General features: G+C 67.3%; 26 protein-coding genes and 1 pseudogene. 12 read left to right on the plus strand and 15 right to left on the minus strand.

From position 1 onward, the window contains the following. Nucleotides 1-90: 90 nt before the first annotated feature. Nucleotides 91-741, minus strand: coding sequence for a hypothetical protein (locus D0D37_RS05460; RefSeq protein WP_116199419.1), 651 nt, complete (start codon nt 739-741; stop codon nt 91-93). Between the two features lie 2 nt (nt 742-743). After that, nucleotides 744-1,412 (minus strand): hypothetical protein, encoded by a 669-nt coding sequence (locus D0D37_RS05465; RefSeq protein ID WP_244223395.1) that lies wholly within the window; start codon nt 1,410-1,412, stop codon nt 744-746. 114 nt (nt 1,413-1,526) lie between these two features. Here D0D37_RS05465 and D0D37_RS05470 point away from each other — a divergent pair, with 114 nt between their 5' ends. Continuing rightward, nucleotides 1,527-1,904 carry a nitroreductase family deazaflavin-dependent oxidoreductase gene (locus D0D37_RS05470; RefSeq protein ID WP_116199420.1) on the plus strand — a complete coding sequence of 126 codons (378 nt, stop codon included), beginning with the start codon at nt 1,527-1,529 and terminating at the stop codon, nt 1,902-1,904. A gap of 8 nt (nt 1,905-1,912) precedes the next feature. Then, nucleotides 1,913-2,443 carry a GNAT family N-acetyltransferase gene (locus D0D37_RS05475; RefSeq protein WP_116199421.1) on the plus strand — a complete coding sequence of 177 codons (531 nt, stop codon included), beginning with the start codon at nt 1,913-1,915 and terminating at the stop codon, nt 2,441-2,443. A gap of 1 nt (nt 2,444) precedes the next feature. Here D0D37_RS05475 and D0D37_RS05480 read toward each other — a convergent pair whose 3' ends face one another. The 4 genes from D0D37_RS05480 to mug all read right to left on the minus strand — a co-directional run bounded on the left by D0D37_RS05480 (nt 2,445) and on the right by mug (nt 6,494). Continuing rightward, on the minus strand, nt 2,445-2,720 hold the full coding sequence (locus D0D37_RS05480) for a GlsB/YeaQ/YmgE family stress response membrane protein (RefSeq protein ID WP_116199422.1): 276 nt from the start codon (nt 2,718-2,720) through the stop codon (nt 2,445-2,447). Between the two features lie 159 nt (nt 2,721-2,879). Further along, complete coding sequence (locus D0D37_RS05485; protein WP_116199423.1) at nt 2,880-4,724, minus strand: acyl-CoA dehydrogenase; 1,845 nt, start codon at nt 4,722-4,724, stop codon at nt 2,880-2,882. A gap of 157 nt (nt 4,725-4,881) precedes the next feature. Further along, nucleotides 4,882-5,670: a response regulator transcription factor gene (locus D0D37_RS05490; protein ID WP_116199424.1), complete on the minus strand. Its 789-nt coding sequence runs from the start codon at nt 5,668-5,670 to the stop codon at nt 4,882-4,884. A 245-nt stretch (nt 5,671-5,915) separates the two neighbouring features. Further along, on the minus strand, nt 5,916-6,494 hold the full coding sequence (gene mug, locus D0D37_RS05495; RefSeq protein WP_116199425.1) for a G/U mismatch-specific DNA glycosylase: 579 nt from the start codon (nt 6,492-6,494) through the stop codon (nt 5,916-5,918). A 161-nt stretch (nt 6,495-6,655) separates the two neighbouring features. On the opposite strand from mug, the gene D0D37_RS05500 reads away from it, so the two are divergent. Further along, entirely contained in the window at nt 6,656-7,162 is a 507-nt protein-coding gene (locus D0D37_RS05500) for a class I SAM-dependent methyltransferase (RefSeq protein WP_244223396.1), read from the plus strand. 183 nt (nt 7,163-7,345) lie between these two features. Here the strand turns inward: D0D37_RS05500 and D0D37_RS05505 are convergent, their stop codons facing one another. Both D0D37_RS05505 and D0D37_RS48425 read right to left on the minus strand, forming a co-directional pair. Continuing rightward, nucleotides 7,346-7,987, minus strand: a complete 642-nt coding sequence (locus D0D37_RS05505; RefSeq protein ID WP_116199426.1) for a VanZ family protein — start codon at nt 7,985-7,987, stop codon at nt 7,346-7,348. Between the two features lie 103 nt (nt 7,988-8,090). Beyond that, nucleotides 8,091-8,216 carry a hypothetical protein gene (locus D0D37_RS48425; protein ID WP_279630257.1) on the minus strand — a complete coding sequence of 42 codons (126 nt, stop codon included), beginning with the start codon at nt 8,214-8,216 and terminating at the stop codon, nt 8,091-8,093. Between the two features lie 169 nt (nt 8,217-8,385). On the opposite strand from D0D37_RS48425, the gene D0D37_RS05510 reads away from it, so the two are divergent. Both D0D37_RS05510 and D0D37_RS05515 read left to right on the plus strand, forming a co-directional pair. Then, nucleotides 8,386-10,074, plus strand: a complete 1,689-nt coding sequence (locus tag D0D37_RS05510; protein ID WP_116199427.1) for a bifunctional metallophosphatase/5'-nucleotidase — start codon at nt 8,386-8,388, stop codon at nt 10,072-10,074. Between the two features lie 106 nt (nt 10,075-10,180). After that, entirely contained in the window at nt 10,181-10,522 is a 342-nt protein-coding gene (locus tag D0D37_RS05515) for an MmcQ/YjbR family DNA-binding protein (protein WP_116199428.1), read from the plus strand. On the opposite strand, the gene D0D37_RS05520 is transcribed toward D0D37_RS05515, so the two are convergent. From D0D37_RS05520 to D0D37_RS05530, 3 genes are read right to left on the minus strand one after another with little or no spacing between them, the layout of a single operon-like run. Next, complete coding sequence (locus D0D37_RS05520; RefSeq protein ID WP_116199429.1) at nt 10,512-12,350, minus strand: VanW family protein; 1,839 nt, start codon at nt 12,348-12,350, stop codon at nt 10,512-10,514. The two genes, D0D37_RS05515 and D0D37_RS05520, sit on opposite strands and share 11 nt — an antisense overlap. A gap of 24 nt (nt 12,351-12,374) precedes the next feature. Further along, nucleotides 12,375-12,707, minus strand: coding sequence for a GroES family chaperonin (locus D0D37_RS05525; RefSeq protein ID WP_116199430.1), 333 nt, complete (start codon nt 12,705-12,707; stop codon nt 12,375-12,377). A gap of 1 nt (nt 12,708) precedes the next feature. Further along, nucleotides 12,709-14,571, minus strand: coding sequence for a thioredoxin-like domain-containing protein (locus D0D37_RS05530; RefSeq protein WP_116199431.1), 1,863 nt, complete (start codon nt 14,569-14,571; stop codon nt 12,709-12,711). Nucleotides 14,572-14,707: 136 nt separating this feature from the next. Between D0D37_RS05530 and D0D37_RS05535 the strand changes: the two genes are divergently transcribed. Beyond that, nucleotides 14,708-15,280 carry a hypothetical protein gene (locus tag D0D37_RS05535; protein WP_116199432.1) on the plus strand — a complete coding sequence of 191 codons (573 nt, stop codon included), beginning with the start codon at nt 14,708-14,710 and terminating at the stop codon, nt 15,278-15,280. A 383-nt stretch (nt 15,281-15,663) separates the two neighbouring features. On the opposite strand, the gene D0D37_RS05540 is transcribed toward D0D37_RS05535, so the two are convergent. Beyond that, nucleotides 15,664-17,967, minus strand: a complete 2,304-nt coding sequence (locus D0D37_RS05540) for an oxidoreductase (protein ID WP_116199433.1) — start codon at nt 17,965-17,967, stop codon at nt 15,664-15,666. A 282-nt stretch (nt 17,968-18,249) separates the two neighbouring features. Between D0D37_RS05540 and D0D37_RS05545 the strand changes: the two genes are divergently transcribed. The 4 genes from D0D37_RS05545 to D0D37_RS05560 are packed head-to-tail and all read left to right on the plus strand — an operon-like array spanning nt 18,250 to nt 21,357. Then, complete coding sequence (locus D0D37_RS05545) at nt 18,250-18,765, plus strand: PE domain-containing protein (RefSeq protein ID WP_116199434.1); 516 nt, start codon at nt 18,250-18,252, stop codon at nt 18,763-18,765. Further along, the gene (locus tag D0D37_RS05550) at nt 18,766-19,371 is read left to right on the plus strand and encodes a DUF3558 domain-containing protein (RefSeq protein ID WP_116199435.1); all 606 of its coding nucleotides are present in this window, start codon (nt 18,766-18,768) and stop codon (nt 19,369-19,371) included. 1 nt (nt 19,372) lies between these two features. Beyond that, on the plus strand, nt 19,373-20,602 hold the full coding sequence (locus tag D0D37_RS05555) for a hypothetical protein (RefSeq protein ID WP_116199436.1): 1,230 nt from the start codon (nt 19,373-19,375) through the stop codon (nt 20,600-20,602). 14 nt (nt 20,603-20,616) lie between these two features. Further along, complete coding sequence (locus tag D0D37_RS05560; RefSeq protein WP_116199437.1) at nt 20,617-21,357, plus strand: ESX secretion-associated protein EspG; 741 nt, start codon at nt 20,617-20,619, stop codon at nt 21,355-21,357. A gap of 39 nt (nt 21,358-21,396) precedes the next feature. Here D0D37_RS05560 and D0D37_RS05565 read toward each other — a convergent pair whose 3' ends face one another. Genes D0D37_RS05565 through D0D37_RS05575 form a run of 3 tightly spaced genes read right to left on the minus strand, consistent with a single transcriptional unit; the run spans nt 21,397 to nt 24,049 of the window. Further along, complete coding sequence (locus tag D0D37_RS05565; protein ID WP_116199438.1) at nt 21,397-22,170, minus strand: amino acid ABC transporter ATP-binding protein; 774 nt, start codon at nt 22,168-22,170, stop codon at nt 21,397-21,399. Next, the gene (locus tag D0D37_RS05570; RefSeq protein WP_116199439.1) at nt 22,167-23,111 is read right to left on the minus strand and encodes an amino acid ABC transporter permease; all 945 of its coding nucleotides are present in this window, start codon (nt 23,109-23,111) and stop codon (nt 22,167-22,169) included. The genes D0D37_RS05565 and D0D37_RS05570 overlap by 4 nt, the downstream gene beginning before the upstream one ends. Before the next feature lie 23 nt (nt 23,112-23,134). Then, on the minus strand, nt 23,135-24,049 hold the full coding sequence (locus D0D37_RS05575; RefSeq protein ID WP_116199440.1) for an ABC transporter substrate-binding protein: 915 nt from the start codon (nt 24,047-24,049) through the stop codon (nt 23,135-23,137). A 166-nt stretch (nt 24,050-24,215) separates the two neighbouring features. Here D0D37_RS05575 and D0D37_RS05580 point away from each other — a divergent pair. Then, nucleotides 24,216-24,575: pseudogene (locus D0D37_RS05580) on the plus strand (circularly permuted type 2 ATP-grasp protein); the annotation flags it as partial. After that, nucleotides 24,574-24,738, plus strand: coding sequence for a hypothetical protein (locus D0D37_RS47780; protein WP_244223402.1), 165 nt, complete (start codon nt 24,574-24,576; stop codon nt 24,736-24,738). The pseudogene D0D37_RS05580 and the gene D0D37_RS47780, both read left to right, overlap by 2 nt. Nucleotides 24,739-24,745: the final 7 nt, after the last annotated feature.

Here is a 24,745-nt window from a genome sequence, read left to right on the forward strand (position 1 = left end):
GGGTCGGCACAGTAGAACTGATCCGGCCGGGGCCGCCCAACCAACGACGACGGGAAAGCGTCTGCGATTTCAGACGGTCCACAAAGGACGTCAGCCTTCCACCAATTCCCACGGCGCACCGGGTTCGGCGCGGTCGAACACCTGGCCCGGCGCGGCGAGCAAGGTCGACACGACGTCCGGGTACAGCTGCACGACGTGTTCCAGTTCCAGGCCTTCCACCTCGAAGTCTTCCGCCTCGGGAACCTCGAAGCCGACGAACAGCCACGTTCCGTCCTGCTCCCGGACGACCTGGCGGACCGCGCGCGCCGGAGCGGTGGCGGTCGTTCCGATTTCGGTCAAGCCGGTGCTCAGCTGGACTTCTTCCAGCGGCGAACCGGGATGCGTCCAGGCGGCGATCCGGGCGTCGCGGTGGGCCAGGTCCTCGTCGACGTCATCGGAATCCGACACCGAGCTGAGCAGCCAGGTGAGCCGCTCCGCGTCCCAGTCCGCGGCCATCCCCGCGGGCACGTCGGCCAGCGCGACCAGATGCGGCAGCAGGGCCACCGCCTCGCGCAGGACCATCGCGCCGAACAGCTGGCGGTTGACCTCCATGTCCTCTTCGAACTCGGCGCCGTCGCTGATGAACCAGTCCCCGTCGTCGTCGAGGACGACGAAGGCCAGTTTCTCCGGGTGCTCCACCAGCTCGTGCGCGATGATCACCGGGGATTCCGGGTCCTGTCGCAGCGGCCATTCCTCGGACATGTTCACTCCCCGTCGTCGATTACCTGCAACCACTCGGCATCCGGAGCCTCGCGGAAGAACACTTCGCCCGGCTCCGCGTCCAGCAGCTCGACCACCTCCGGATACAGCTGCGCCACGTGCCCGAGCTCCAGCGTGTCAACCTCGACCTCGGTCTGCTCGTCCGGGTCCGGCACCTCGAAGCCGACGAACATCCACCTGCCGTCGTCTTCCCGACTGACGTAACGCACGCTGCGCGCCGGAGCGTCCGCCGCGGTGCTGATCTCCATCAGCCCGAGGCTGAGGTTCGCCTCGTCCATCGGCGATCCGGGATGCGGCCAGTCGGCGACGCGGGCGGCCCGGCGCTCGGAAGCCTCTTCGTCATCGAGCGGATCGGTCGGCGAAAGCAGCTCCCAGGTCGCGGTTTCCGCGTCCCAGTTCGCGCCCATCCCGGCTGGCAGCCCCGCCAGCGCCGTCAACTGCGGCACCATCTCGACGGTGTCGTGCAGGCACACCGTGGCGTACAGCTCGTGGTTGCGTTCCGAGTCGCCGCCGAGCTTGGAGCCGTCGCTGACCAGCCAGTCGTCCTCTTCGTCCAGAAGCACGTATTCGAGCCGCTCTGGATGCTCGATCAAGCTCTGCGCGAAGATCACCGCTGAATGCGGATCCTGCCGCATGAGCCATTCCTCGGACATGCCCGCTCCCCACCTCGCGTCTGACTGCGGGCCCATCCCACCAGACCCGTCCGCTCAGGTGCACAGCGCGTCTCCGGCAGGAAATTCCACATCCGTTGGATTACGCTCGACGGCATGGTGCTGCCAGAACGTCTCGCCCGGTTCAACCGCGTGGTCACCAACCGGGTGACGAAACCCTTCGCCGACAAGCTGCCCGGATTCGGGGTGGTCGTGCACCGCGGACGGAAGTCCGGCCGCGAGTTCCGCACCCCGCTGAACATCTTCCGCACCGACGACGGATTCGTCGTCGCGCTCACCTACGGGCCGGACGCCGACTGGGTCCGCAACGTCCGCGCCGCGGGCGAGGCGGAGGTGCTCACACGCGGCCGTAAATACCGCGTGCGTGATCCGCAACTCGTGCATGATGAATCGCGCCTGCCGATGCCGCCCGGGGTGCGGCAGTTCCTTGGACTGGTCGGCGTCACGGATTTCCTTGTGCTTAAACGAGAATAAGGGGCCAGATGCTCACGGGGAAGCTAGTGCGGCTGCGGGCGATCGAGCCGTCGGACGCCGAATCGTTTTACCGGTGGATCCACGACCCGGAGGTGGGCCGGTACATGACCGGCGACCATCCGCGGTCGCTCGCGCAGTTGCGCAAGTGGGGCGACGAACGCCCGGTGAACAAGTACGAGAATGTCGCGCTCGGCATCGAATCCCTCGAAACGGGCAAGCTGATCGGTGCCGTCGACCTGCGGGACGCCCGCCCAGAGATCGGCCGCGCCGAGCTGGACATCTACATCGGCGAGACCGACCACTGGGACGGCGGATACGGCACCGAGGCGCTGAAACTCATGTGCCGCTACGGGTTCAACGTGATGCGGCTGCACCTGATCGCGCTCTGGGTGGTCGCCGAGAACGAGCGCGCGCGGCACGTCTACCGCAAGGTCGGGTTCGTGGAGGACGGCAGGCACCGCGAATGCCATCGCGGGCCCGACGGCCAGTACCACGACATGTACCTGATGAGCCTGCTCGAGCCGGAGCTGAACGACTGAGCTAGCCCCGGACCTTCCGCTTGCCGTACAGGCCGGCGGCGAGGCTTACGCCGATCGCGGCCAGCACGACCTGCGTGATGATCTCGAGCCAGTCGATGCCCTTGGTGTCGGCGTAGCCGAGCCCGCGGGCGATCGCGGTGCCGACGAACGCGGCGACGATGCCCACGATGATCGTCAGCCAGATCGGGATCGCTTGCTTTCCAGGTGCGACCAGCTTGCCGAGCAGGCCGAGGATCAGGCCGATCACGACCGCGCTGATGATGCCGGAAACCGCCATGGCGAAAACTCCTTCTGCGATAGGACCGGGCTCGGCCGGTATAGCCCGGAACCCGGGAGGCCAAACCCGGCTTACCGCCCGCATGGGGTCACCGCCACCGGAAGCACGAAAAATGCCCCGGTCCGGGTGCGGAGCGGGGCATTTTTCCAGCCAGTGCGATCAGAACGCGGCTTCGTCGATCTCCATGAGGGCGTTGTCCGCGGCCTCCACGATGGCGCGGCGCGAGGTCAGCTCCGGCAGCACGCTCTTCGCGAAGAACGACGCCACCGCCAGCTTGCCCTCGTAGAACGGCTTGTCCTTGGCCGACGCGCCGTTGTCGAGCTTGGCCAGCGCGACCTCGGCTCCCTGCAGCAGCTTCCAGCCGACCAGCAGGTCGCCGACCGACATCAGCAGCCGCACGGTGTGCTGGCCGACCTTGTTGATGTTCTGCGGGTCTTCCTGCGACGAGGTCAGGTAGCCGATCAGCGAGCCCAGCATGCCCTGGGTGTCCTCGAGCGCCTGCTTGAGCAGCGCACGCTCGTTCTTGAGCCGGCCGTTGCCCGCCTCCGACTCGATGAACTTGGTGATCTCGCCCGCCACGTACGCGAGCGCCTGGCCCTTGTCGCGGACGATCTTCCGGAAGAAGAAGTCCAGCGACTGGATGGCCGTGGTGCCCTCGTACAGCGAGTCGATCTTCGCGTCGCGGATATACTGCTCGATCGGGTAGTCCTGCAGGAAGCCGGAACCGCCGAGCGTCTGCAGCGACTGCACGAGCTGCTCGGTGGCGCGCTCGGAGCCGACGCCCTTGACGATCGGCAGCAGCAGGTCGTTGACGCTGTGCGCCAGCTTCAGGCCCGCTTCGTCGCCTTCGCCGGTCCACAGCTGGTCCTGGAACGAAGCGGTGTACAGGTAGATCGCGCGCAGGCCCTCGGCGTACGCCTTCTGCAGCATCAGCGAACGACGCACGTCGGGGTGGTGCGTGATCGTGACGCGCGGCGCGGCCTTGTTCAGCATGTTCGGCAGGTCAGCGCCCTGCACGCGCTCCTTGGCGTACTCCAGCGCGTTCAGGTAGCCCGTGGACAGCGTGGCGATCGCCTTGGTGCCGACCATCATCCGGGCGTACTCGATGACCTGGAACATCTGCGCGATGCCGTCGTGCACCTCGCCGAGCAGCCAGCCCTTGGCCGGGGTGCCGTGCTGGCCGAACGTCAGCTCGCACGTGGTGGACACCTTGATGCCCATCTTGTGCTCGATGTTGGTGACGTAGGCGCCGTTGCGCTCGCCCAGCTCGCCGGTCTTCGAGTCGAAGTGGAACTTCGGGACCAGGAACAGCGAGAGGCCCTTGGTGCCCGGCTTGGTCTCGATGCCGGGACCCTCGGGACGGGCCAGCACCAGGTGCATGATGTTCTCGACCATGTCGTTCTCGGCCGAGGTGATGAACCGCTTCACGCCGTCGATGTGCCAGGAGCCGTCCTCCTGCTTGACCGCCTTGGTGCGGCCCGCGCCCACGTCCGAACCGGCGTCCGGCTCGGTGAGCACCATGGTCGCTCCCCAGCCGCGGTCGATCATCAGCTGAGCCCAGTGCTTCTGCTCTTCGGTGCCGTTCTTGTCCACGATCATGGCGAAGTTCGGGCCCGCCAGGTACATGAACAGCGGGGCGTTCGCGCCGAGGATCAGCTCGGCCGCGGCCCACTGCACCGTCGGGGGGAGGCCGAAGCCGCCCAGGTCGTTGGTGAGACCGAGACGCCACCATTCGCCGTCCATGAGCGCCTTGTAGCTCTTCTTGAACGACTCGGGGATCGTCACGCTGAACGTCTTGGGGTCATACACCGGCGGGTTGCGGTCCGCGTCGGCGTAGGACTCGGCGAGCGGGCCGGTGGCGAGCTTGTTCAGCTCCGACAAGACGCCGCGGGCGGTCTCCTCGTCCGACTCGGCGAGCACGCCCTTGCCGAGCCGTTCCTGCACGCCGAGTACCTCGAAGAGGTTGAACTCCAGGTCTCGGACGTTGCTCTTGTAGTGGCCCATGTCGTCACTCCGTGTCGTGTTCGGCTTTCCGGCCGGGCACTGGCTCCCTTACTCGCCGGTAACATCAGGATATTACCTACCAGTAACCAGAGCAAGCGAATCCGCCCTTCCAGGGGCGGCAATTCGCTCGGAACAACGGATCGACCAGCGGCCGGCCTCACCGCGTGCTGCGCGCCACGGCCTGTTGCACCGCCGGGGGACCGGCGCTGTCGTCGAGCTGCGGGACCAGGATGCCGCTGCGGAACGCGATGGTCACCGCGTGTGTCCGGTCGCGCGCGGAGAGCTTGCGGAGAATGCTCTTCACGTGGGTCCGCACGGTTTCCACGGACAGGAAGAGCAGCTTCGCGATCCCGGAGTTCTCCAGCCCTTCGGCGACGAGCTGCAGGACCTGGTACTCGCGCCGGGAAAGCGGCATGGCGCCCTTGGGCTGCACGAGCTGACCGTCGACCGGAGCGGCTCTTGGCGACGGCTCGCGTTTGGGCCGTGCGGTGAGCGCGGACAGCGCCGGGTCGATGTAGCGCCGGTCGTGGTGCGCGCGCCGGACCGCCTCGGCGAGCCGCCGGGAATCGACCGCGCGCGGCACGATGGCGTGCGCGCCCGCGCCGATGGCCGCGGCGAGGTACTGCTGGGTGCGATTGGTGTCGCGCACGAGGGTGACCAGCACGAGTGCCGGGTCGCCCGCGTTAAGCAGCTTCGCGAGATGGCAGTTGGGGTCGAGCGCGGAGTCGAGGATCACGACGTCCGGGCGGACCTGCTCGCACAACTGCATCGCCGCGTGATGGCTCGCCGCCTGACCGGACCAGTGCAGGCCCAGCGTGCGGTGCACCATCGCCGCGATGCCCTCGCGGAAAATCGGGATGGGGTCGACGACCGCGACTCCCAGGCTTCGACCGCCGGCTGGCTGACCAGCCGACATGGGCGTTCGGTGGGGCTCGATGCCACGCATCTCGGGCCTCCGTCCTCGAGGTCGCTCCCGGTGACCGGCACGCCCCCTCGGCGTGCCCGCCGGTCCCCCCTGCCGGAACCGGCCGGGAACGACACCTTGTCCCTGGTTCGACTCCGCCGAGAGCAGCTTGTGACGCGGTTTCCCCCTCTTGGCCGTAACGGCCGGTCGCAGCAAACTCTCAGTAGAAAATCGGCCCTGGGGTGCGGGTGAACGGCGCAGCGAGGGTCCGCCCACCTGGGTTAGCTCTACTGAGGGTTTAACTGCTCGGGTGAATCTCCGATGACCGCCCGTGCCCGCAGCCGGCCGAACTCGCCAGCGAGGGTTTTCGGGGTCCAGTGCGCGTTCAAACCGCTTGGATTGGGCAGGAGCCAGACCTCCGTTGTCCCAATTGTCCGGTCCTGTGGCCCGACGGCGGCACGGCGATCGCCGAACGCGACGCGGTAGGCGGTGATTCCGACCACTGCCAGCCAGCGCGGACGGTACTTCTCGACCTTCTTGGTCAGGATCTCGCCGCCTTCGCGGAGTTCGTCGTCGGACAGCTCGTCGGCGCGGGCGGTGGTCCGGGCTACGACGTTGGTGATGCCCAGGCCCAGGTCGAGGAGCTGGTCTTGTTCGCTCGGGTCCAGCTGGCGCGGGGTGAACCCGCTGGCGTGGAGGGCGGGCCAGAAGCGGTTGCCGGGGCGGGCGAAGTGCAGGCCGAGCGCGCCGGAGTAGAGGCCGGGGTTGATGCCGCAGAACAGCACGTTCAGGTTGGGGGCCAGTACGTCCGGGATGGTGGCCCCGTGCGCGGCGGCTTGTTCGGCCTTGGTGGGTTTCGCGGGCATGGGTCCAGTTTCCGGCACGCTGGGAGGCATGAGCGTGACGCCCGACGGCTGCCCGGTCGACCTGTACCTGGAGCTGCCCGCCGCTGGCGAGCCGGAGGTGATTCACGGGGCCGATCCCGGCGGGCGCCGCGGTGCTCGAACTCGGCTGCGGGTCCGGGCGCGTGACGCATCCGCTGCTCGCGCTGGGACATCCGGTGGTGGCGGTCGATGAATCGGCGGAGATGCTCGCGCACGTCCGGGGCGCGGAGACCGTGTGCGCGCGGATCGACGAGCTGCGGCTGGACCGGCGGTTCCCGGTCGTCGTGCTGGGCAGCCAGTTGGTCAACGGGCCGGACCGGCAGTCGCTGCTGGCGGCGGCGCGGCGACACCTGGCTCCTGGCGGACAGCTGCTGGTCGAATGGCATCCGCCCGCCTGGTTCGACCAGGTCTCCGATGGTTCCGGCGGCCAGCTCGGCGACGTGCGCATCGCCCTTGAAGACGTTCGCCGCGACGGAGACCAGCTCTCCGCCACCGTTCGCTACTCCCTCGGCGACCGGACCTGGAAACAGCCCTTCACCTGCGAAAACTTCTCCCTCGAACCCGCGCTCGACCAGGCCGGGCTGAGGTTCGATCGCTGGGTTGCCGATGAGCGGGACTGGTTCTCCGCACGATCTCCCGACGCGGGGTAGCCAACGCGGCGCCCTGATCGGTAGCCTGTGTGATCTCTCGCACAACGGCGTCGATGAGGAGAGCACATGCAACTGTGGCTAGTGCTCGGCTTGGTAGCACTGATCATCGCCATAGCTTCGCTGATCGTGATCCTGGAAGACCGCCGCGCGGCACGCCAAGCCGCGATCGCGAGACGAGCCCGGTTAGCGCGTCTTGGCGAGGTCGATCCGCTCGCTCCGGGCAGGCTCCACGCGGAGGGTTGAAGAGATCGGACCGAGAGCGAGCAGCAGCGCTCCGGCCAGCCAGCCGAGCCCGGCCCCGAAGGTGTTGGTCATGAGGTCGTCGACGTCGAAGATCCGGTAGGCGAACGGCGCGGTCCCGAAGTTCGCGGTGAGCTGGGTGATCTCGACGGCCAGTGAGGCCGCGAAGCCGATCGCCACCGCGCCCACCAGGCCGCGGCGCCACAGCACCCGGGCGAAGAAACCGAGCGGTACGAACAAGAGCACGTTCATCGCGGCCTGCTGGAAGGTCTGCGTGGTGAACCAGTCCGCCGCCGAAAGGCCGTGTTTCACCAGCTCGGTGTGGATGTCCGCGATCCACTGGAACGGCTCCAGCTGCACGGTCTGCTCCAGCCGGCGGCTGTTCGGGCCGGGCAGCGGCAGGAAGACGACCGCCAGCGCCATGCACGCGTAGAACACGACCGCCGCCGTGGTCACCAGGCCGCGCAGCCGCAGGCGACCGTGGCGCGCGAACTGGAGTACGAGCTGCGGGATCAGGATCGTCGCCCATACGGCGAGGAACCCGATGAACCCGTACTGCAGGGCGGTGACCTGTGCGTTCGTCATACCGAGAACGGTATTGAGCTTGCGGGGCGGGCACTTCGGTCGAAGAGCCCGAGGCACTGGGCCGGGGATCGGCCAGATGGCCGAGTGCTCGCCGACCGATCGGTCAGCGCTCCCGCGAGGGCGGTTCGTCGTCTCGTTCCGCCCGCTCAGAGCGCCAGGCCGCGAAGACGGTGCCAGCGATCAGCAAGAGCACCACCGCGAGCGTGAGCACGACGAGCTTCAGTTCCATTTGTCCCCCTCGGCACCTAACGCGCAGATCGGTGCGGCGCGGCCGAACGTTACCGAAACTTTCACCCTCCACCGACCGTTCTGCCCTGTTCAGGACCGTCCGATTTGGGCAGACTGCTTCGCCGGGCGTCCGCATCAGGGGTCAAGCGGGCGCGAACACCGGAGGAAACATGAAGCTCTTCACCCGGCTCGCGGCCACCGCCGCGGCCGCACTGGCCGCCGTGGCCGTCACGAGCGCGCCCGCCGAGGCCGCACAGACCACCGATGTCCGGATCATCGCGCTCAACGACCTGCACGGGAACCTCGAGCCGCCGTCGGGGTCGAGCGGCCGGATCACGCTCCCGGACGGGTCCAAGGTGGACGCGGGCGGCGCGGCCTACCTCGCGACGCACGTGAAGCAGCTCGAGTCGCAGGTGCGCAACTCGATGGTGCTGTCCTCGGGCGACAACATCGGCGCGTCGCCGGTGATCTCGGCGCTGTTCCACGACGAACCGACCATGGACTTCCTCAACGAACTCGGCGTGAAGGCGTCCGTGGTGGGCAACCACGAGTTCGACGAGGGCTACCAGGAACTGCTGCGCATGCAGTTCGGCGGCTGCAACAAGACCGACGGCTGCCAGTTCCGCAAGAGCTACGACGGTGCGCGCTTCCCGCTGCTCGGGTCCAATGTGTACTTCGACAACGGACTGCCCGCGCTGCTGCCGTTCAGCATCCAGTACTCCGGCGGCGTCCCGGTCGGCATCATCGGCGCGACGCTCAAGGACCTCCCGTCGGTCGTGACGCCGGAAGCCATCAAGGGCCTCAAGTTCGGCGACGAGGTCGAGGCGATCAACCGCACGGCGAACATCCTCGACCGGCTCGGCGTCAAGGCCCAGGTCGTGCTGCTGCACCAGGGCGACGAGGCACTGCCCGGAGCCGGTCCGAACGACTGCAAGGTCCAGCCGAACGGCGACGCGGCGACCATCGCGAAGAACGTGACGCCGAAGGTCGACGCGATCTTCACCGCGCACAGCCACCAGCAGTACAACTGCGTGATCAACGACCCGGCGGGCCAGCCCCGGCCGGTGATCCAGGGCGCGTCGTTCGGACGGCTGCTGTCGGTCGTCGACCTGAAGATCGACCGCCGCACGCGCGACGTCGTCCGGTCGCAGACCAAGGCGCACAACGAGATCGTCACCCGCGACGTCACGCCGGACCCGGCCGTGACGAAGCTCGTCGACGAGGCCAGGACGAAGGCCGCGCCGATCGCGAACAAGCAGGTCGGCACCATCACCGCGGACCTGCCCGCAGCGGGCGGGCCGTCCGGCGAATCGCCGCTCGGCGACGTGATCGCCGACGCTCAGCTCGAAGGGACCAAGTCCAACAACGCGGTGATCGCGATGACGAACCCGGGCGGGATCCGCGCCGACCTGACGTACAAATCGTCCTCGGCCGGTGAAGGCGACGGCGTCGTCACCTACGGCGAGGCGTTCACCGTGCAGCCGTTCTCGAACATCATGCAGACGATCACGCTCACCGGCGCCAACCTGAAGAACGTGCTGGAACAGCAGTGGGGCCAGCCCGGCGGCACCAAGATCCTGCAGATCTCGAAGTCGCTGCACTACACGTACTCGGCGGCCGCCCCGGTCGGCTCGCGGGTCTCGAACATCACGGTCAACGGCACGGCGGTCGACCCGGCGGCCAAGTACCGGGTGTCGGTGAACAACTTCCTCGCTGCCGGCGGCGACGGGTTCGCCGAGTTCACCAAGGGCACCGACCTGGCAGGCGGGCCGGTGGACCTGGATGCGTTCATCGCCTACCTCGGCGCGCACCCGGGCATCGCTCCGCCGCCCGCGGACCGGATCACGGTGGCTCCGTAGGCAAGGTCCGTGAAGGACTCCTTGAGGGAATCAGATTCCCTCAAGGAGTCCTTCACGGCTTTTCGGCTCTCGTTTCTCCAAGACCGGGGTGAACCGGCGGGGGAGAATGGTCCGCATGACGATGACCTGGGACGACGTGACCGCGTGGGCGCGGGAGGAGCTGGCCGAGACCGAGGTGTCGACCTGGTACCGCACGCCCGCGTTGAAGGTGGCGGGCAAGGGTTACGCGCGGTTGCGTACCGAGGCCGAGGGCGGGCTGGTGCTGTTCGTCGGGCTCGACGAGAAGGCAGCGCTGCTCGCCTCAGACGATCCGGCCTTCTTCACCACGCCGCACTACGACGGCCACGGCTCGATCCTCGTACACCTCGACCGCGTCGATCCGCAGCAGCTGCGGGAACTGCTGACCGAGTCGTGGCGGTCGAAAGCCCCGGCGCGGCTCAGCAAATGACGATCGGCTGCGGGGAGTACGTCGTGCTGCGGCTTTCCTCGCGGACCTCACCGCCGCTGGCCAGGTCGTAGAACACGCGGGTGTCGCTGACGGTGAAGCCGGACGCGCCCGGAGAGGCGTGGCACTGGCCGTCCGGCCCTGGCCCGAGCTGGACCGTCGGCGGCACCTGGTTCGACGGCGCGCCGCTGCGGCCTTCGACGCGGAAGTGCTTGGTACCCCAGATCTTCACCGTCACGGAATCACCGCTGGCGCTCGCCTGGATCGCGAATCCGGTCGGATCGTTGTTGGCCAGCTTGAGGTCCACGGCGTTGCCGGAGCTGTCCACCGCCACCGCGTCGCGGCCCGCCGGGTAGCGGTTGATGAAGTGGTCGTGTGCGGCGTGGCCGCCGTCGCCGAGGCCGGCCAGGTAAGCCGCGTTGTACAAAGTGGACGAAAGCTGCGAGAGCCCGCCTCCGGACACTGCCGGGCCGGTGCCGTCCTCGTCGACCGGCGCGGACGCGTAACCGCCGCCGCGATAGTCGTTGAGGCTAAAGGATTCCCCTGGTTTCACCAGGACACCGTTGATGCGTCCGGCGAGCGTGGCGACGTTCGCCGCGGCCGGGCCGCTGAGCCCGCCGGTCGTGTACTCGCCGATGACCTCCTTGACGCCCAGCGCGTTCGCGCCGTCGGTGGTCAGCGTCGGGTGCTTCTGGTCGTAGGCGACCGGCAGGTCGCGGCCGGTCGGCTTGGCGAGCACCTCGGTGAGGGACTTGAAAGTGTTGGCCCAGTTGATCTTTCGCCCGTCCTCGGACGGCGTGACGGCCGGTGCGCCGGAGTCGAGGCTGATCTGCGCGTCCTTGCTGTTCGTCTCGGTGGACGCGAGGTCCGGCTGGACGGCCGCGCGCAGCTTCTCCTGATCGATCCGCAGTTCGAGACCGCCGCCGCCGTTCGGCTGGAACTGGAACGACGACGCGATCGCCGACGGCTGCAGCGTGCTGTCCTTGCCCTGTCCGTGCAGCACGACCGGCGAGGCGACCGCAGGCGCGACGACGGTGTCCAGCAGCCGGTGCACGTCGGCGGAAGTGGTTTTGGGCGGCGTCACGGCCATTTTCAGCGTGACCCCGCGCGGTGAAAGCCAGTCCGCCACCACGGTTTGCACCGCGGCCGGGACGTCGGTCAGCTCCTGGCCCTGCCGCGGCTCGACCGCATACGCGGTGACGCCGTCCGACTCCTTCGGCGTGAATCCGATGCTGCCCTCGACCAGCGGATGGTTGAGCTGTTTCCCGGCGAGCTGCTGCACCGCGTCAGTCACCTCGAGCTGATCGCTGCGCGTCACGACGCCCACCTCGCGGGTGGTGAAGAACGACAGCAGCCGGGTGAGCGGGCTCCACGGCTGGTGTCCGGCCTGGGCGAGCGTGCCGGGCCAGTCGAGGCCGAGCCCGGAATCCGCGGGAACGAGCGTGCCGGTGACGTCGCCGGCGTGGATCGCCACCGGACGGGTCAGCCGGGGCTGGAGTTCGCTGTGCAGCTTGGCTTCGGCCTCGGCGTAGGACAGGTCGCCGACGTCGATCCCGGCCACCTGCACGCCGCGCGGCACGTCGCCGGCGCTGGTCATCAGGTCGACCGTGTACAGCAGCACGAACAGTCCGAGCAGGCAGCCGACGATCATGAACGTGCGGCCGACGCGTTTGCGGAACCGGCGGAAGCGCGTGTTCGGCGGCGGGGGCGCGTCGGCCACCGCGAAGATCTCGGTGGCCAGGTCCGGTTCGCCGACCAGGGCGGGGTCGTTCAGCAGCTCGTCGCTCAGCAGGTCGTCGGCGAAAGCCGACGAACGGTCTTCTTCACGCAACGCCTGCCTCCCCTGGTACGGGAGCTACAGGTAGAGCCCCGTGCCGTGTTCGGTCCGCTCCGTGGCCACCGCGTGGATGTCGCGTTCGCGCATCACCAGGTGGCCTTCGCCCTGGATCTCGACCTCGAGCTGGTCTTCGGGATTGAAGAGCACCCGGTCGCCATGCTTGACGTTCCGCACGCTGTTGCCGACACCCAGTACATCACCCCACACCAGCCTGCGCGCGACTTGCGCGGTGGCGGGAATCACGATGCCGCCGCTGCTGCGACGCTCGCCTTCCTCCTGCGACAACCGCACGAGCACGCGGTCGTGCAGCATCTGGATCTCGAGCTTGGGCGTGTCCGGCACGCCAGCCATGCTACTGACCGGTTGCCGGAGCCTTGGGCTCGCCCGCCATCATCAGGCTCAGCCCCTTCCCTCCTCCGCTCTCGAAACGCACCGGGACGCCCCAGTCCTGCCGGGTGATCCGGCACGCCGGGTGCTCGCCGCCGTCATCGCAGCTCGCGGCCTGCGCCACTACCTGCAAGACACCTTCGGTCGCGCCTTCGGCGAACTTGATACGCCGCACGAGGTCAGTTCCGACCCCGGCTCCGTCGGCGAGCAGTTCCGGCGGCGACGCGGTGATCTCCAGCCGCGTCGAGGGCCCGTAGCGCTCGTCGAGCTTCTCGCCGGGCGGCGGGGTGAAGACAACGGAAAATTCGACTTCGCCGGGCGCGAGCACGGTCGGCGGACGCTGTACGGCCTGACGCTTGCCTGCGACGGCGGTCGCCTGGCCATTGCCCCCGAGCGGGGTAACCCGGTTGCCCGCCGATTCCACGACGTACAGCTCGCCGTCGTGGCGCACCAGGCCTTGGGGTTCGGCGAACCCAGTCGCAAGTGTCGTGACGTCGCGGGTGAACGGGTCGTAGCGGCGGATCGCGCCGTTGTAGGTGTCGGCGATCGCGACCCGGCCGTCGGACAGCACGGCGAGGCCGAGCGGATGCTGCAGCAGCGCCTGGTCGGACGGGCCGTCGGCGTGGCCGAAGGTGAACAGGTCCGTGCCGACCGCGGTGTGCACGGTGAACGACTCGTCCGCCGGTTCGATCCAGCGCAGGGCCGAGGTTTCCGCGTCGACGAACCAGAGTTTCTGCCCGTCCACGGCGAATCCGGACGGCTGGGCGAAGAACGCCTCGTGCACGTCGCCGTCGCGCAGGCCCTCGACGGTGGTGCCGGCGAACCGGCGGATGGTGCCCGAGGACGGGTCGAACACGCTCAGCGTGTGGTTTCCGGCCATCGCGACGACCACGCCGCCCGCGGGGGCCCACCACGCGACGTCCCACGGGCTGGTGAGGTCGGTGTCCAGCGCCTTGCCGGTGTCGGTGCCGTCGCGCCACTGTTTCCCGGTTCCGGCAACGGTTTTCACTTCGCCGGTGTTGAGGTCCAAGCCGCGCAGGCGATGCCCGGCGGTGTCGGCGACGATCGCGTGATACCCGGCGCGCTCGGCGACTTCGTTGGGCAGCAAGGCGATTCCGGACGGTTCGGCGAACTGGGCCAGGTCGAACGGCCCGTCCTGCGTTCCGCGAACCCCGCTGCCGAAGCGCCGGATGACGGTTTCGCCGTCGGAAGCGAACTCGACGATCGAGTGATGTCCGGTGTCCGCCACCAGAATCCGGCCACCCGCAGTGACGACCGCCTTACTGGGGAAACGCAGTTCGGTGCGCTGTTCCTCGACCGGCACGTACGGGCTGCCGCCGCGCCGGAGCGTGCCCTTGGCGTCATGCTTCGCGACGAGGTCGGCGATCACGCGGCGTAACGCCTCGCCGTGGCCCTCACCGGCCGCGACATGCACGACGTAACCCTCGGGGTCCACGACGACCAGCGTCGGCCAGGCCCGCACGGCGTACTGCGACCACAGCTCCATCTTCGGGTCGTTGACCACCGGATGGTGCACCTCGTACCGGCGCACCGCGGCCTCGATCGACGTGCGCTCGCCCTCGCGGCTGAACTTCGGCGAGTGCACCCCCACCGTGACCAGGACATCGGCGAATTCCTGTTCCAGCGGACGGAGTTCGTCGAGAACGTGCAGGCAGTTGACGCAGCCGCTGGTCCAGAAGTCCAGCAGCACCACGCGTCCGCGCAGTTGCGCCAGAGTGAGCCGGCGACCGCCGGTGTTGAGCCAGACGTCGCCGGTCAGCTCGGGCGCGCGTACGCGGGCTTGCCGGGCTTGCGGTGAGGAAGTCACGGGAGGAGTGAACTACATCCGGTCACGCGGTGTTCCGTCAACCACGGCCGGAGAGAAGAACCTCACCCCGGCGAGGGAGCCCATTCCGGCGAAAAAGGGCGCGCGGACGCGGCGGGGCGCTACGTACGCTTCGGGCATGGCACAAGTTCAGCCGGCCGAAGCCTTCACCGTGGAGGAGGCCCGCATCCTGCAGCAGAAACTCGGCGAGCCCTTGCGGCCTGGCCTCACCCCCGCCGAACTGAGCGACGTCGAGGACCAGTTCGGGTTCACGTTTTCCGACGACCACCGGATTTTCCTCACCGCCGGGGTCCCGGTCGGCGACCGCTGGCCGGATTGGCGCCACGGCGACCCGGACCAGCTGCGCAAACGCCTCGACTGGCCGGTCGACGGCGTCCTGTATGACGTGGAGAACAACGACCTGTGGCTTCCCGAATGGGGCACCCGGCCGCGGTCGATGTGCAACGCGCTCGCGGTCGCCCGGCGGCACCTGGCGACGGTGCCGCAGCTGGTGCCGGTGTGCGGGCACCGGTATCTGCCCGGGACGCCTGGGGAGTCCGGGTATCCGGTTTTGTCGGTGTATCAGACCGATGTGGTCTATTACGGCTGGGACCTGCGCAGTTACCTGCGGCACGAGTTCGGCGGGGAGCCGCTGGGGGAGGAACCGGCGGGCGTCCGGGTCGTGGAGTTCTGGTCGCGGTTCGTGGAATGAGCTGTGTCTTTGGCGCTGTGTTTGATGGCGCCGGCTTCGCCGTCGCGTGCGGGATCGCCTTTAAGTCGGCGGGTCGGGGAGCACCGCACCCGGCCCGGGGGGCCGTGCACGCTGCTCCCCGACCCGCCGACGCGATCCCGCCGTTCGGGTCAAGTCGGCGTCGGACCTGGTTTGACCCAAACCGGCCAAAGACCACCACCCAACCCGACCCGAACGCGGGATCGCGTCGGCGTCTGGCGGGAGCGACGTGCACGGCCCCCCGGGCCGGGTGCGTCGTTCCCGCCAGACGCCGACTTAAAGGCGATCCCGCCGCGACGGCGGAGCCGGCGCCAAAGACACAGCGATCCCGCACGCGACGGCGGAGCCGGCGCCAAAGACACAGATCAGGACTCCCGGCGCAGCATCCGGCTGACGCCCGCCGCGACTGTGGTCGCGAGGATCCAGCCGGACGCGGTGAACCCGGCTGCCACCCAGTTGTCCGCGCCGTGCATGTACCAGCGTGACTTGTTGCCGAAGTCGACGATCGGCACCAGCAGGTCGGCGGTGTAGATGACCGGATTCCACTGCAGCCCGGAGTCTTGCTGGTTGACGAGGCAACGCGGCCCGCTGGTCATGTAGCGGCCGGTGTGGTCGTTGACGCAGTCGTCCTTGCCGAGGCCGAACCAGAGGCTGCCCAGCACCAGCAGCGTGAGCAGCCAGCCGAGCGCACGTACCGGACGGAAGCCGTAGCCGACCATCGACCGCTGCAGCCAGCTCCACAGCCGGACGCCGGGACCGAAGAACTTGAAGCCCTTGGCGAGTGCTTCGTAGCGGAACTGCTGCTTTCGCAGCGCGACCGTCGAGGCGTGCTCTTCGTTTCCAGCTGCGCGCAGGGTCGCGGCTAGCTGGTCGTACGGTCCTGGGCGGTAGCCGCGCATTGCCTTGCGGAGCAGGTCGATCCGGTGGTCCAGCGCGTTGTCGTCGTCGAGCGCGATGCCGTGTTTCAGTGCGTCGTAACGGAAATCCTCGAGTTCGAGTCCGTCGGTGGCTTTCCAGATCTCCTCGTTGTCGGCCAGCGCACCGCAATGCGCCCGGCGCAGCCGCACCGACCCCGTCGGCGGCTCGGCGGGAGACAGCACGAACTCGTCCGCGGTGACGTCACTGGCGTCGAGCGCGATGTCATGCGGCGCAAGCGATCCCAGCTTCGCGCCGTTCATGTCGAGCCGCCTGGCGATCTGCGCCCCGTCGAGGTTCACGCCGCCCTCGGCCAGGAACGGCCGGTCCTTGTCCTCGGTCAGGACGACGTCGCGCCCGATCCGCGCGGTGCGGATGTCGACGGAGAAACTGCTCGATTTCCGTTGCCCTGGCTCGGTGAGCAACGTGCCGAACATGTTCACGCTGCCGCCGATTTCCGCTCCCTGCAGCCGCAGCGTGCCCTGCAGGGTGGCGTCCGTCAGCTGGAAATTCCCGGAGATCTTGGCTCTGCGCGCGGAAAATACGTCTCGTCCCGGGTGGAGGAACATCGAGTTCCAGGCAAGGAAGTTGCCACCGACCGTGACGTCCGCGAGCCGGAGCTGCCCGATCGGCACCCGGAGGTTGGTCGCCTCGATGTCGCCGCCGATCGTGGACCCGTCGAGGTGCAGGGCGCGGTCGTAATACGGGGTCGCCCGTCCGCGGACCATGGTGATTTCCGCGCCCGCGAGCCTTAACGACCCGCCGATGCGCGCGTTGACCATGCGCAGCGTCCCGAAGGCCCGGAGCCCGTCGGACAACTCGAGATTGCCGTCCACCTTCAGCCGATCCGCGATCAACGCCGGTCGCGGATCGAGGTACGGATCCCCGGATTTCCAAGCGTCCACGACGATCGGCCCACGCTGGTCGACTTGAAGGCGAGCCTCGCGCATGACGATGTCACTGTCCACAGTGGCGCTGGGGAGATAGAGGACTCCCTTGGCGGAGAACCGTTTCCGCTCACTGGCCGGTCCGTAGTTGTCGACCTCGCACAGCAGACTGCCGCCGATGTGCAACCCGTTGCCGTTGAACGCGAAGCCGTCCGGGTTGTCGAACGTAGCCCCGGAAAAGTTGACGTTACCGCCGGTGCGCATGCCCGGCAGTCGCACTTCGCCCTTAGCGACCATCCGATACGCCAGCAGGGCACCGGTAATCACCAGCCGGTCGCCCTGAATCGCCTTCCCGTGCGGATGGCTGATCGTGGTCCTGGTGAGCACGACCGACCCGTCGATCACCGCGTCGGTGAGGTTGACGGCGGCGTTGGGCATCCCGCGCTCGCGATCGTCCCCGCGCTGCACGGTCGTGGTCTCAAGCTCGAATTGATCCGGCGCGACCTCGACGACGCTGCGAATCAATCGCACGTCATTCCGGCTGCGCAAATTACGGGCGCGGAGACCGGGAAGCCAGCATTTCCGGAAAACGAGCCCGAGAAGGGTCGCCTCGCGAACGTCCGGCGGATGCTCGAACCGGCAGCGTTCGAATTGAAAGAGAAAATTGAGATCGGCGGCGCGCAGGTCGAGCGTGCCGGTGATGTAAGCGTCCTCGACCTGGACGATCGGCGCGTTCGTGGCCTGCCGTCTCCAGCGGAGGATGCCGCTGGTGCCAGGTTTCAGCAGGTCCGCGGCCTTCACCTCGTACCGCTTGTCGGGAACCCCGGCAAACGGATCAAGCGGCGGCAAGGTCGTATCGGTCGGCACGAGCCCCTTCTCCCCACGATCGTCGGCCTTCAGGGAATCGGATCAACGGCGGATGGGCAAGGGGCTGGGCGGAGTAGTGCTGCGTGACCCTTTGGTTTGGTCACCTTGCGCATGTGGATGACTACTTGATTGATCCACTCGGCTCCCCGGCTAGCGCCGGACGATCTTGCCCGAACGTCCCTCGTGGGCGGTTCGTGCCTGCTAAGGTCACTTTCCGGAGCTGATCAAGAACAGAGGGTAGGCCGCACCCAGGAAGCCGCGGCCCGTGCGGGGAGGCACGAGATGCCAGAAGGAACGAACAGCGGACTGCAGGGCGTCCAGAACCAGATCACCTCGACGGCCTCGACCGCGCCGCCGCCCGGATCCGGGTTGATCCCGGGGGCCAACGCGGCCGCGCCGCCTCCACCACCACCTCCACCGCCGAATTTCGGAGCCCTTGGGTCTGGTCAGGCGAAGGCGGACTTCGCGGCGGCCGCGTCCAACGGCGGCTGGGAATTCAACCCGGAGGCGATGGACAAGGTGATCCAGCAGCTCGAGGACAGCTTGGACAACGAGTACGCGAGGGCCCGGACCATCGCGGTCCAGTTCGCGCAGCTCGGCCAGCCGGGTTCGGACACCGTCACGACGGAATACTCGAAGGCAGCGGACCGCGCGACCACCGCGTACAACGAATTTCTCCGCGGAACGGTCGATTACCTGGATTCTTATGTCCAAACCCTGAAAGATATCCGAACCGCGTATGTGAAACAGGACCATGCCGCGATCGACGCGCTGCGCGGAACCCGAAAGGTCGACTGAATGCGAATTCGTAGCGTCTGCCAACTCGTACTCGCCGGCGCGGGTGCGCTGCTGCTGACGGCTTGCGGAGGAGGCTCGACCGGAGGGCAGCCGACATCAGCGCCGGCCAATTCGCAGCCGTCGGAAGCCATGCTCGCGCCGAAGGTCGCGGTGCCGTTGACCAACACCGCTCAGTACGAGGCCGATCCTTGCTCCGCACTCCCGACGTCCGAGGTGGAAAAGGCAGGTGGCAAGGTCAAAAGCAGCTCTGTCGCTCAATCGATCGTCGGCAAATCCTGTCAGTGGACGTTCGACGGGAGCGGCGGCAACGTCAGCGCTGGCTTCTTCTCGGGCAACAAGCGGGGCCTCAACAGCCTCTACTTGGAGAACCAAGCAGGCAGGCTGACCACTTTCAAGCCACACGCGCCGGTACTGGGTTATCCGTCGGTCGTCTACAGCAAAGGCGACGAGGGAACCGGATCGTGCGCGCTGGCGGTGGGGGTGCGCGACGACCTCACCTACACCGTCAACACCCAGCTGCGGTCGGGAAATCCCGCCGTCGCCGACCCCTGCGGGATGGCGGAGAAGCTGGCTGCCGCCGAGATCACTCGCCTGAAGGCAGGGTGACATGGCGATCACCGGTCATGACATCTACAACCAGATCCACAGCCCGGGCGACACGACCGGCCTGGACGCGATGGGCGGCGGGTGCGGCGACCTCAAATCCATCCACAACGAGGTAGCCACCAAGCTCACCGAAAGCCAGGCTGCGCTCAATTCGTTCTGGAAAGGGCAGGCCGCGGAAACCGGCAAGGCCGGGCTTGCCCCGCTGATCGCTACTTCCCACCTAGCCGCGGAAAAGATGGACTCGATGCAGAAGTCCATCGCGGAGCAGTCAGCAGCGTTCAACTATGTGAAGAACACTGTCGTTCCAGTCGCGGCTAGCAGGCCGGACGATCAGAAGCTCTCGGACTACGTTTCGCTCGGAGCGAGCGACGATGAAATCGCCGCCGCGGAGTTCGACGACAAGACCAAAAAGAATGTCGAGGCTTACAGCCAGTACCAACTGAGCACTGATCCTCGAACCCAGACCATGCCCATGGACTATCCGGCCGCGCACGACCCGGATGTGTCCTCGGGTGGCATCACCCCTGATCAGCCGGTGCCCGGTACCACCGGCGGACGGGTTGGCTCGGGTACTGGACACCACTCGTCCGGCGGCGGTTCCTCGCACAACTACGGCGGCGGGCCGTCGCATAACTACAGCAGTGGGCCCAGCACGTACTCCGCTCCTCCCGGGGCGGCTGGCATGCCGGTGCCTCCGCCACCCGGGCATGGTGGGCCGGTGGCTCCGCCCGTGTCGCCGCCGAATGACAGCACTCGGGCGGCTTGGGCTGATCCCACTCCGCCTTCGCCGCCGCAGACTTGGCAGCCTCCGTCCTCTCTGCCGGGCGGCGGGAACACCGGCAACGGCGGGATGAACGGTGCGTTCGGGCCGGTCGGCGGGCTCGGTGGTTTCGGGCCTACCAGCGGTGGTGTCGGCGGGTTCGGCCCGGGCGGGTCTGGTTCCGGGGGCGCAGGCAGCCCAGGTGGTGCCGGACCCCGGGGCGTCGGTGGTGGTACCGGTGCGGGGGCGCTCGGCGAGGGTGCGGCTCGGCCTGGCATGGGTGGCGGGGCTGGTGCGGCCGGAGCGAAGGGTCAGCCTGGAATGGGCGGCATGGGTGGCGGCGGCAAGGGCGGGAAAGGCCCCGAGGACGAGGAGCACCAGCGCAAGATCCTGCTGGCCGAAGAGGACCCGGATTCGATTTTCGGGGGTTATGACGGCAATCGGCCTACGCCGCCGGTTATTGGGGCTTAGGGGGAGGGAAATCGGTGCTGCGCAAGCCCGTTGAGCTGAGCCTCCAGACTTTCGAGGTACTGCTGGAGCGGCTGAATCTCGGCGACATCCACCCGACGCTGGTCCGCGGCGCGCTGTGGTACTCGCCGGACGAGCGGAGGCAGTTGGCTGCCGACACCGATCGCGAGTTGCACAATGTCGGTCTGATGCAGCGTGGTCGTCTCGATGACGAGTTCGTCGAGACAATGCATCTGCTGCAGCGGCCCGGTATCGAGTACTACTCGTGGGTCAAATCGGAGCGCGGCGAGCGGACCGTGCGCGCGGCGGCGAGCGGCCGGGACGCGGCGACTGTTGTTGCGGTGAACCAGAAGTTGTACCTCGCGCCGTGTTCGGCGGATACGTTGGTTCGGGAGTTCCTCGCGTTGTTGCCGGAGGCTCCTGCCGCTCGCGTGCTCTCGCTCAATTGTTCTGACGCGGACCTGGATTTTGTTAAGAGCGGGCAGAACACTGGGCGGACTAGTCCGAGTATTCGGGACGCCAAGCAGGTCCTGCAGTGGCTTGATAAGCCGCATACGTATTTCGGGCGGCTGTATGTCGCGGTCCGGGACAGTCGCGGGAAGCGGCGGCGCAACGAGAATCCGCCGGGGTGGGCGGACATGGAGGAAGGGCGGATCCTGTTCGGGGTGGACAAGTCCGGGTGGGTGAGTCTGGCTGGGGCTGGGCCGCAGGAGATGGCGAAGAAGTTGCAGCAGTTGGAGAATGAGCTGCGAAAGTGAAAAGGCCGCCCGGAGAATCTCCGGGCGGCCTCAAACAACTCAAGCGTTCGGGTTCAACACCCGGGCCAAGAACGCCTTGGTCCGTTCATGTTTCGGATCACCGATAACCTCGTCCGGAGCACCGGATTCCACCACCACGCCACCGTCCATGAAGAAGACCTTGTCGGCCACCTCGCGGGCGAACTGCATTTCGTGGGTTACCACGACCATTGTCATGCCGTCCTTGGCCAGTTGGCGCATGACGCCTAGGACGTCGCCCACCAACTCCGGGTCCAAAGCGGACGTCGGCTCGTCGAAGAGCATCAGCTTCGGTTGCATGGCCAGCGCTCGCGCGATGGCGACGCGCTGTTGCTGGCCACCGGAAAGCTGGCCGGGGTAGGCACCCGCCTTGTCGGCGAGGCCTACTCGGTCCAGCAGTTCCAGCGCGCGTTCCCGGACCTGCGACTTCGGCTCCCGGCGGACCTGAACCGGGGCCTCCATGACGTTTTCCAGCGCAGTCATGTGCGGGAACAGGTTGAACCGCTGGAACACCATGCCGATGTCCTTGCGCTGAGCCGCGATTTCCTTGTCTCGCAGCTCATGCAGCCTGCCGCCGCGTTCGCGGTAGCCGACCAGCACGCCGTCGACATACAGCCGGCCCGCGTCGATTTTCTCCAGGTGGTTGATGCAGCGCAGCAGAGTGGACTTGCCGGAACCGGACGGGCCGATCAGGCAGAGCACCTCTCGGTCGTGCACCTCCAGGTCGATGCCCTTCAGCACCTCCAGGGAGCCGAAGCTCTTGCACACCTTTTGCGCGGAAACAACGGGAGTCACCTCTGCGTACCTCCGCGACCGAAGCGGTAGCCCAGCATTCGCGCTCCCCACTTGTTCTTCTGCGCGGTCGCCCGCGAAGTGCCTCGGGCGAAATACCGCTCAATATAGAACTGCACGACCGTCAGCACCGACGTCATGAACAGATACCACGTCGCCGCGACGATCAGCAGCGGAACTGTCTTGTAGTTCTGCGAATAAATCGTCTGTGCCGACACGAACAGCTCGAAGTATCCGATCACGACCACCAGCGACGTGGTTTTCAACATCGAGATGGTCTCATTGCCGGTGGGCGGGATGATCACTCGCATCGCCTGCGGCAGGATGATCCGGCGCAAGGTCTTGCCCCGGCTCATGCCCAGCGCGGCCGACGCCTCCAGTTGCCCGCTGTCCACGGACTGGATGCCGCCGCGGACGATTTCCGCCATGTACGCCGCCTCGTTCAGGCCGAGGCCCAGCAACGAGGCGACGAACTGGTTGATCAGCGTGTTCGTGTCCCAGCTGATGAAGGTCGGCCCGAACGGAATGCCGATTCCGATCTTCGAATACGCCAGCGCCAGGAAGTTCCAGATCACCAGCTGAGTGATCAGCGGCGTGCCGCGGAACAGCCAGATGTACACCGACGCCGCGCCCGACATCAGCAGGTTCGGCGACAGCCGCATCACCGCGAGCAGCACGCCGCCGAAAATACCGATGATCATCGAGATCACCGTGAGCAGCAACGTGTTCCGCAGGCCGTTGAGAATCCGGTTGTCGAAGAGGTACTCGCCGACGACCGGCCACTGCAACGCGGAATTCGTGACCACGCTGCGGATCACGATGAACGCGACGAACACGATGATTACGCCGGCGATCCAGCGTCCGTAATGCCGGACCGGGACCGCCTTGATCGGGGTGGTGTCGACCTCCTGCCAGGATTCGGCGGGGCCAGGGGGAGTGGACACGAGTAACTAAGTCCTCAGTTTCGTCAGGAAGCGGACGGGTTGATCTCCGACTTGGTGATGGCACCAGAACCCGACAAGCCCCACTTGTCGAGGATCTTCTTGTAGATTCCGCTGTCGATGAGCTTCTGGACGGCGCCCTGCACCGCCTTGCCGAAGTCGCCGCTGCCCTTAGGCAGCACGATCCCGTACGGCGCGGTGTCGTACGGCGCGCCCGAGGATTCCAGCTGGCCGCCGGTCTGCTTCACCGCGTAGTCGATCACCGGCGAGTCGGCCAGTTCGGCCTGCACGCGCTTTGCGGTCAGCGCCAGGTTCACGTCGGTCTGCGCCTGGAACTGGGTGATGTTGATGGCCTGCTTGCCCGCCTTGGTGCACGCGGTGTTGCGCTTGCCGAGGTCGTCGACCTGCGTGGTGCCCTTCTGCACGGCCACGTTCTTGCCGCACAGGTCGTCCACCGACAGTTTGTCCGGGTTGCCCTTGAGCACCGCGAGCGAGGTGCCCGCGCTGTAGTACGAGATCATGTCGACGGTCTGCATCCGCTCGGCGTTGATCGTGAACGACGAGATGCCCATTTCGTACTTCTTCGCCGAAATACCGGGAATGATGCCGTCGAACGCCGAGTTCTGGAACTCCGTCTGCACGCCCAGCACCTGGCCGACCGCGGTGGCGATGTCGACGTCGAAGCCGGTTGCCTTGCCGTTGTCGACGAATTCGTTCGGCGGGTAGGTCTGGTCCTGCCCGATCACGATCTTGCCGTCCGCTTTGACGTCGGCGGGCACGAGCGCGGCCAGCGCCGCGTCCTTCTGCGCGGTCGGCGCACTCTCGGCGCCGCCGGGTGCCTGGCTGGCACCCGAATCGCCGCCGGAACCGTTGCCACCCGCGCCGCACGCCATCGTCATGCCGACGAGCGCGAAGGCTGGGAGAAGGGCGAGCGCCTTCATTTGTTGTCCTCGGGCCACTTCGTCACTCCTCGTAGTTCTCAAGGGCTGAGAGCTGGCATATTGCCACTCGGAAGCGGGTATGCACAGCACTGCTGCGTCACGGGGAAGTTTCGCACAAGACTTGCCGAAAGACGGGTGTCACGGCCGCCCGGCGCGGTAAGTCGGGATGTCCTCCATGAACAGCAACTCCGGTCCCCGGCTGCCTCCGGCCGGACGACGTGCGCGAACGGCGAAAGGCCGCCGCGCGGCCAGACCCGGCGCGCAGTTCGACGGATACCTCGCCCCGGAGCGGCCGCATGCTGGCGCGTACGACGAGATGTTCGCGCCCGACGGCACGGCCCGCGGCCCTCACCGGGCGCTGTACAGCTCGATCGCGGCCCTCGACGACAGCGATCTCACCAACCGCTCTCAGCCGCTCGACCTCGTGCCCCGCGTCATCCAGGCGACCGAATGGTCCCGCCTCGAACGCGGCGTGACACAGCGTGTCCGGGTGCTGGAGGGATTTCGCGCACGTCACGCTGGTGATGCAGCGGGCGATTGGCATTTCGGCGCGCTACTGCTCGGGGTACCTGCATACCAAGCCGGGGGCCAAGCTCGGCGAGAAGGTGGCGGGCGAAAGCCACGCCGGGGTCGGAGGGGGATCTTCACCGGAGTCAGTAAGTCCACTTTGGATGTTTCGGTGGAACTGACCAGAAT

The organism is Amycolatopsis circi (assembly GCF_003385235.1).
Taxonomy (GTDB): Bacteria; Actinomycetota; Actinomycetes; order Mycobacteriales; family Pseudonocardiaceae; genus Amycolatopsis; species Amycolatopsis circi.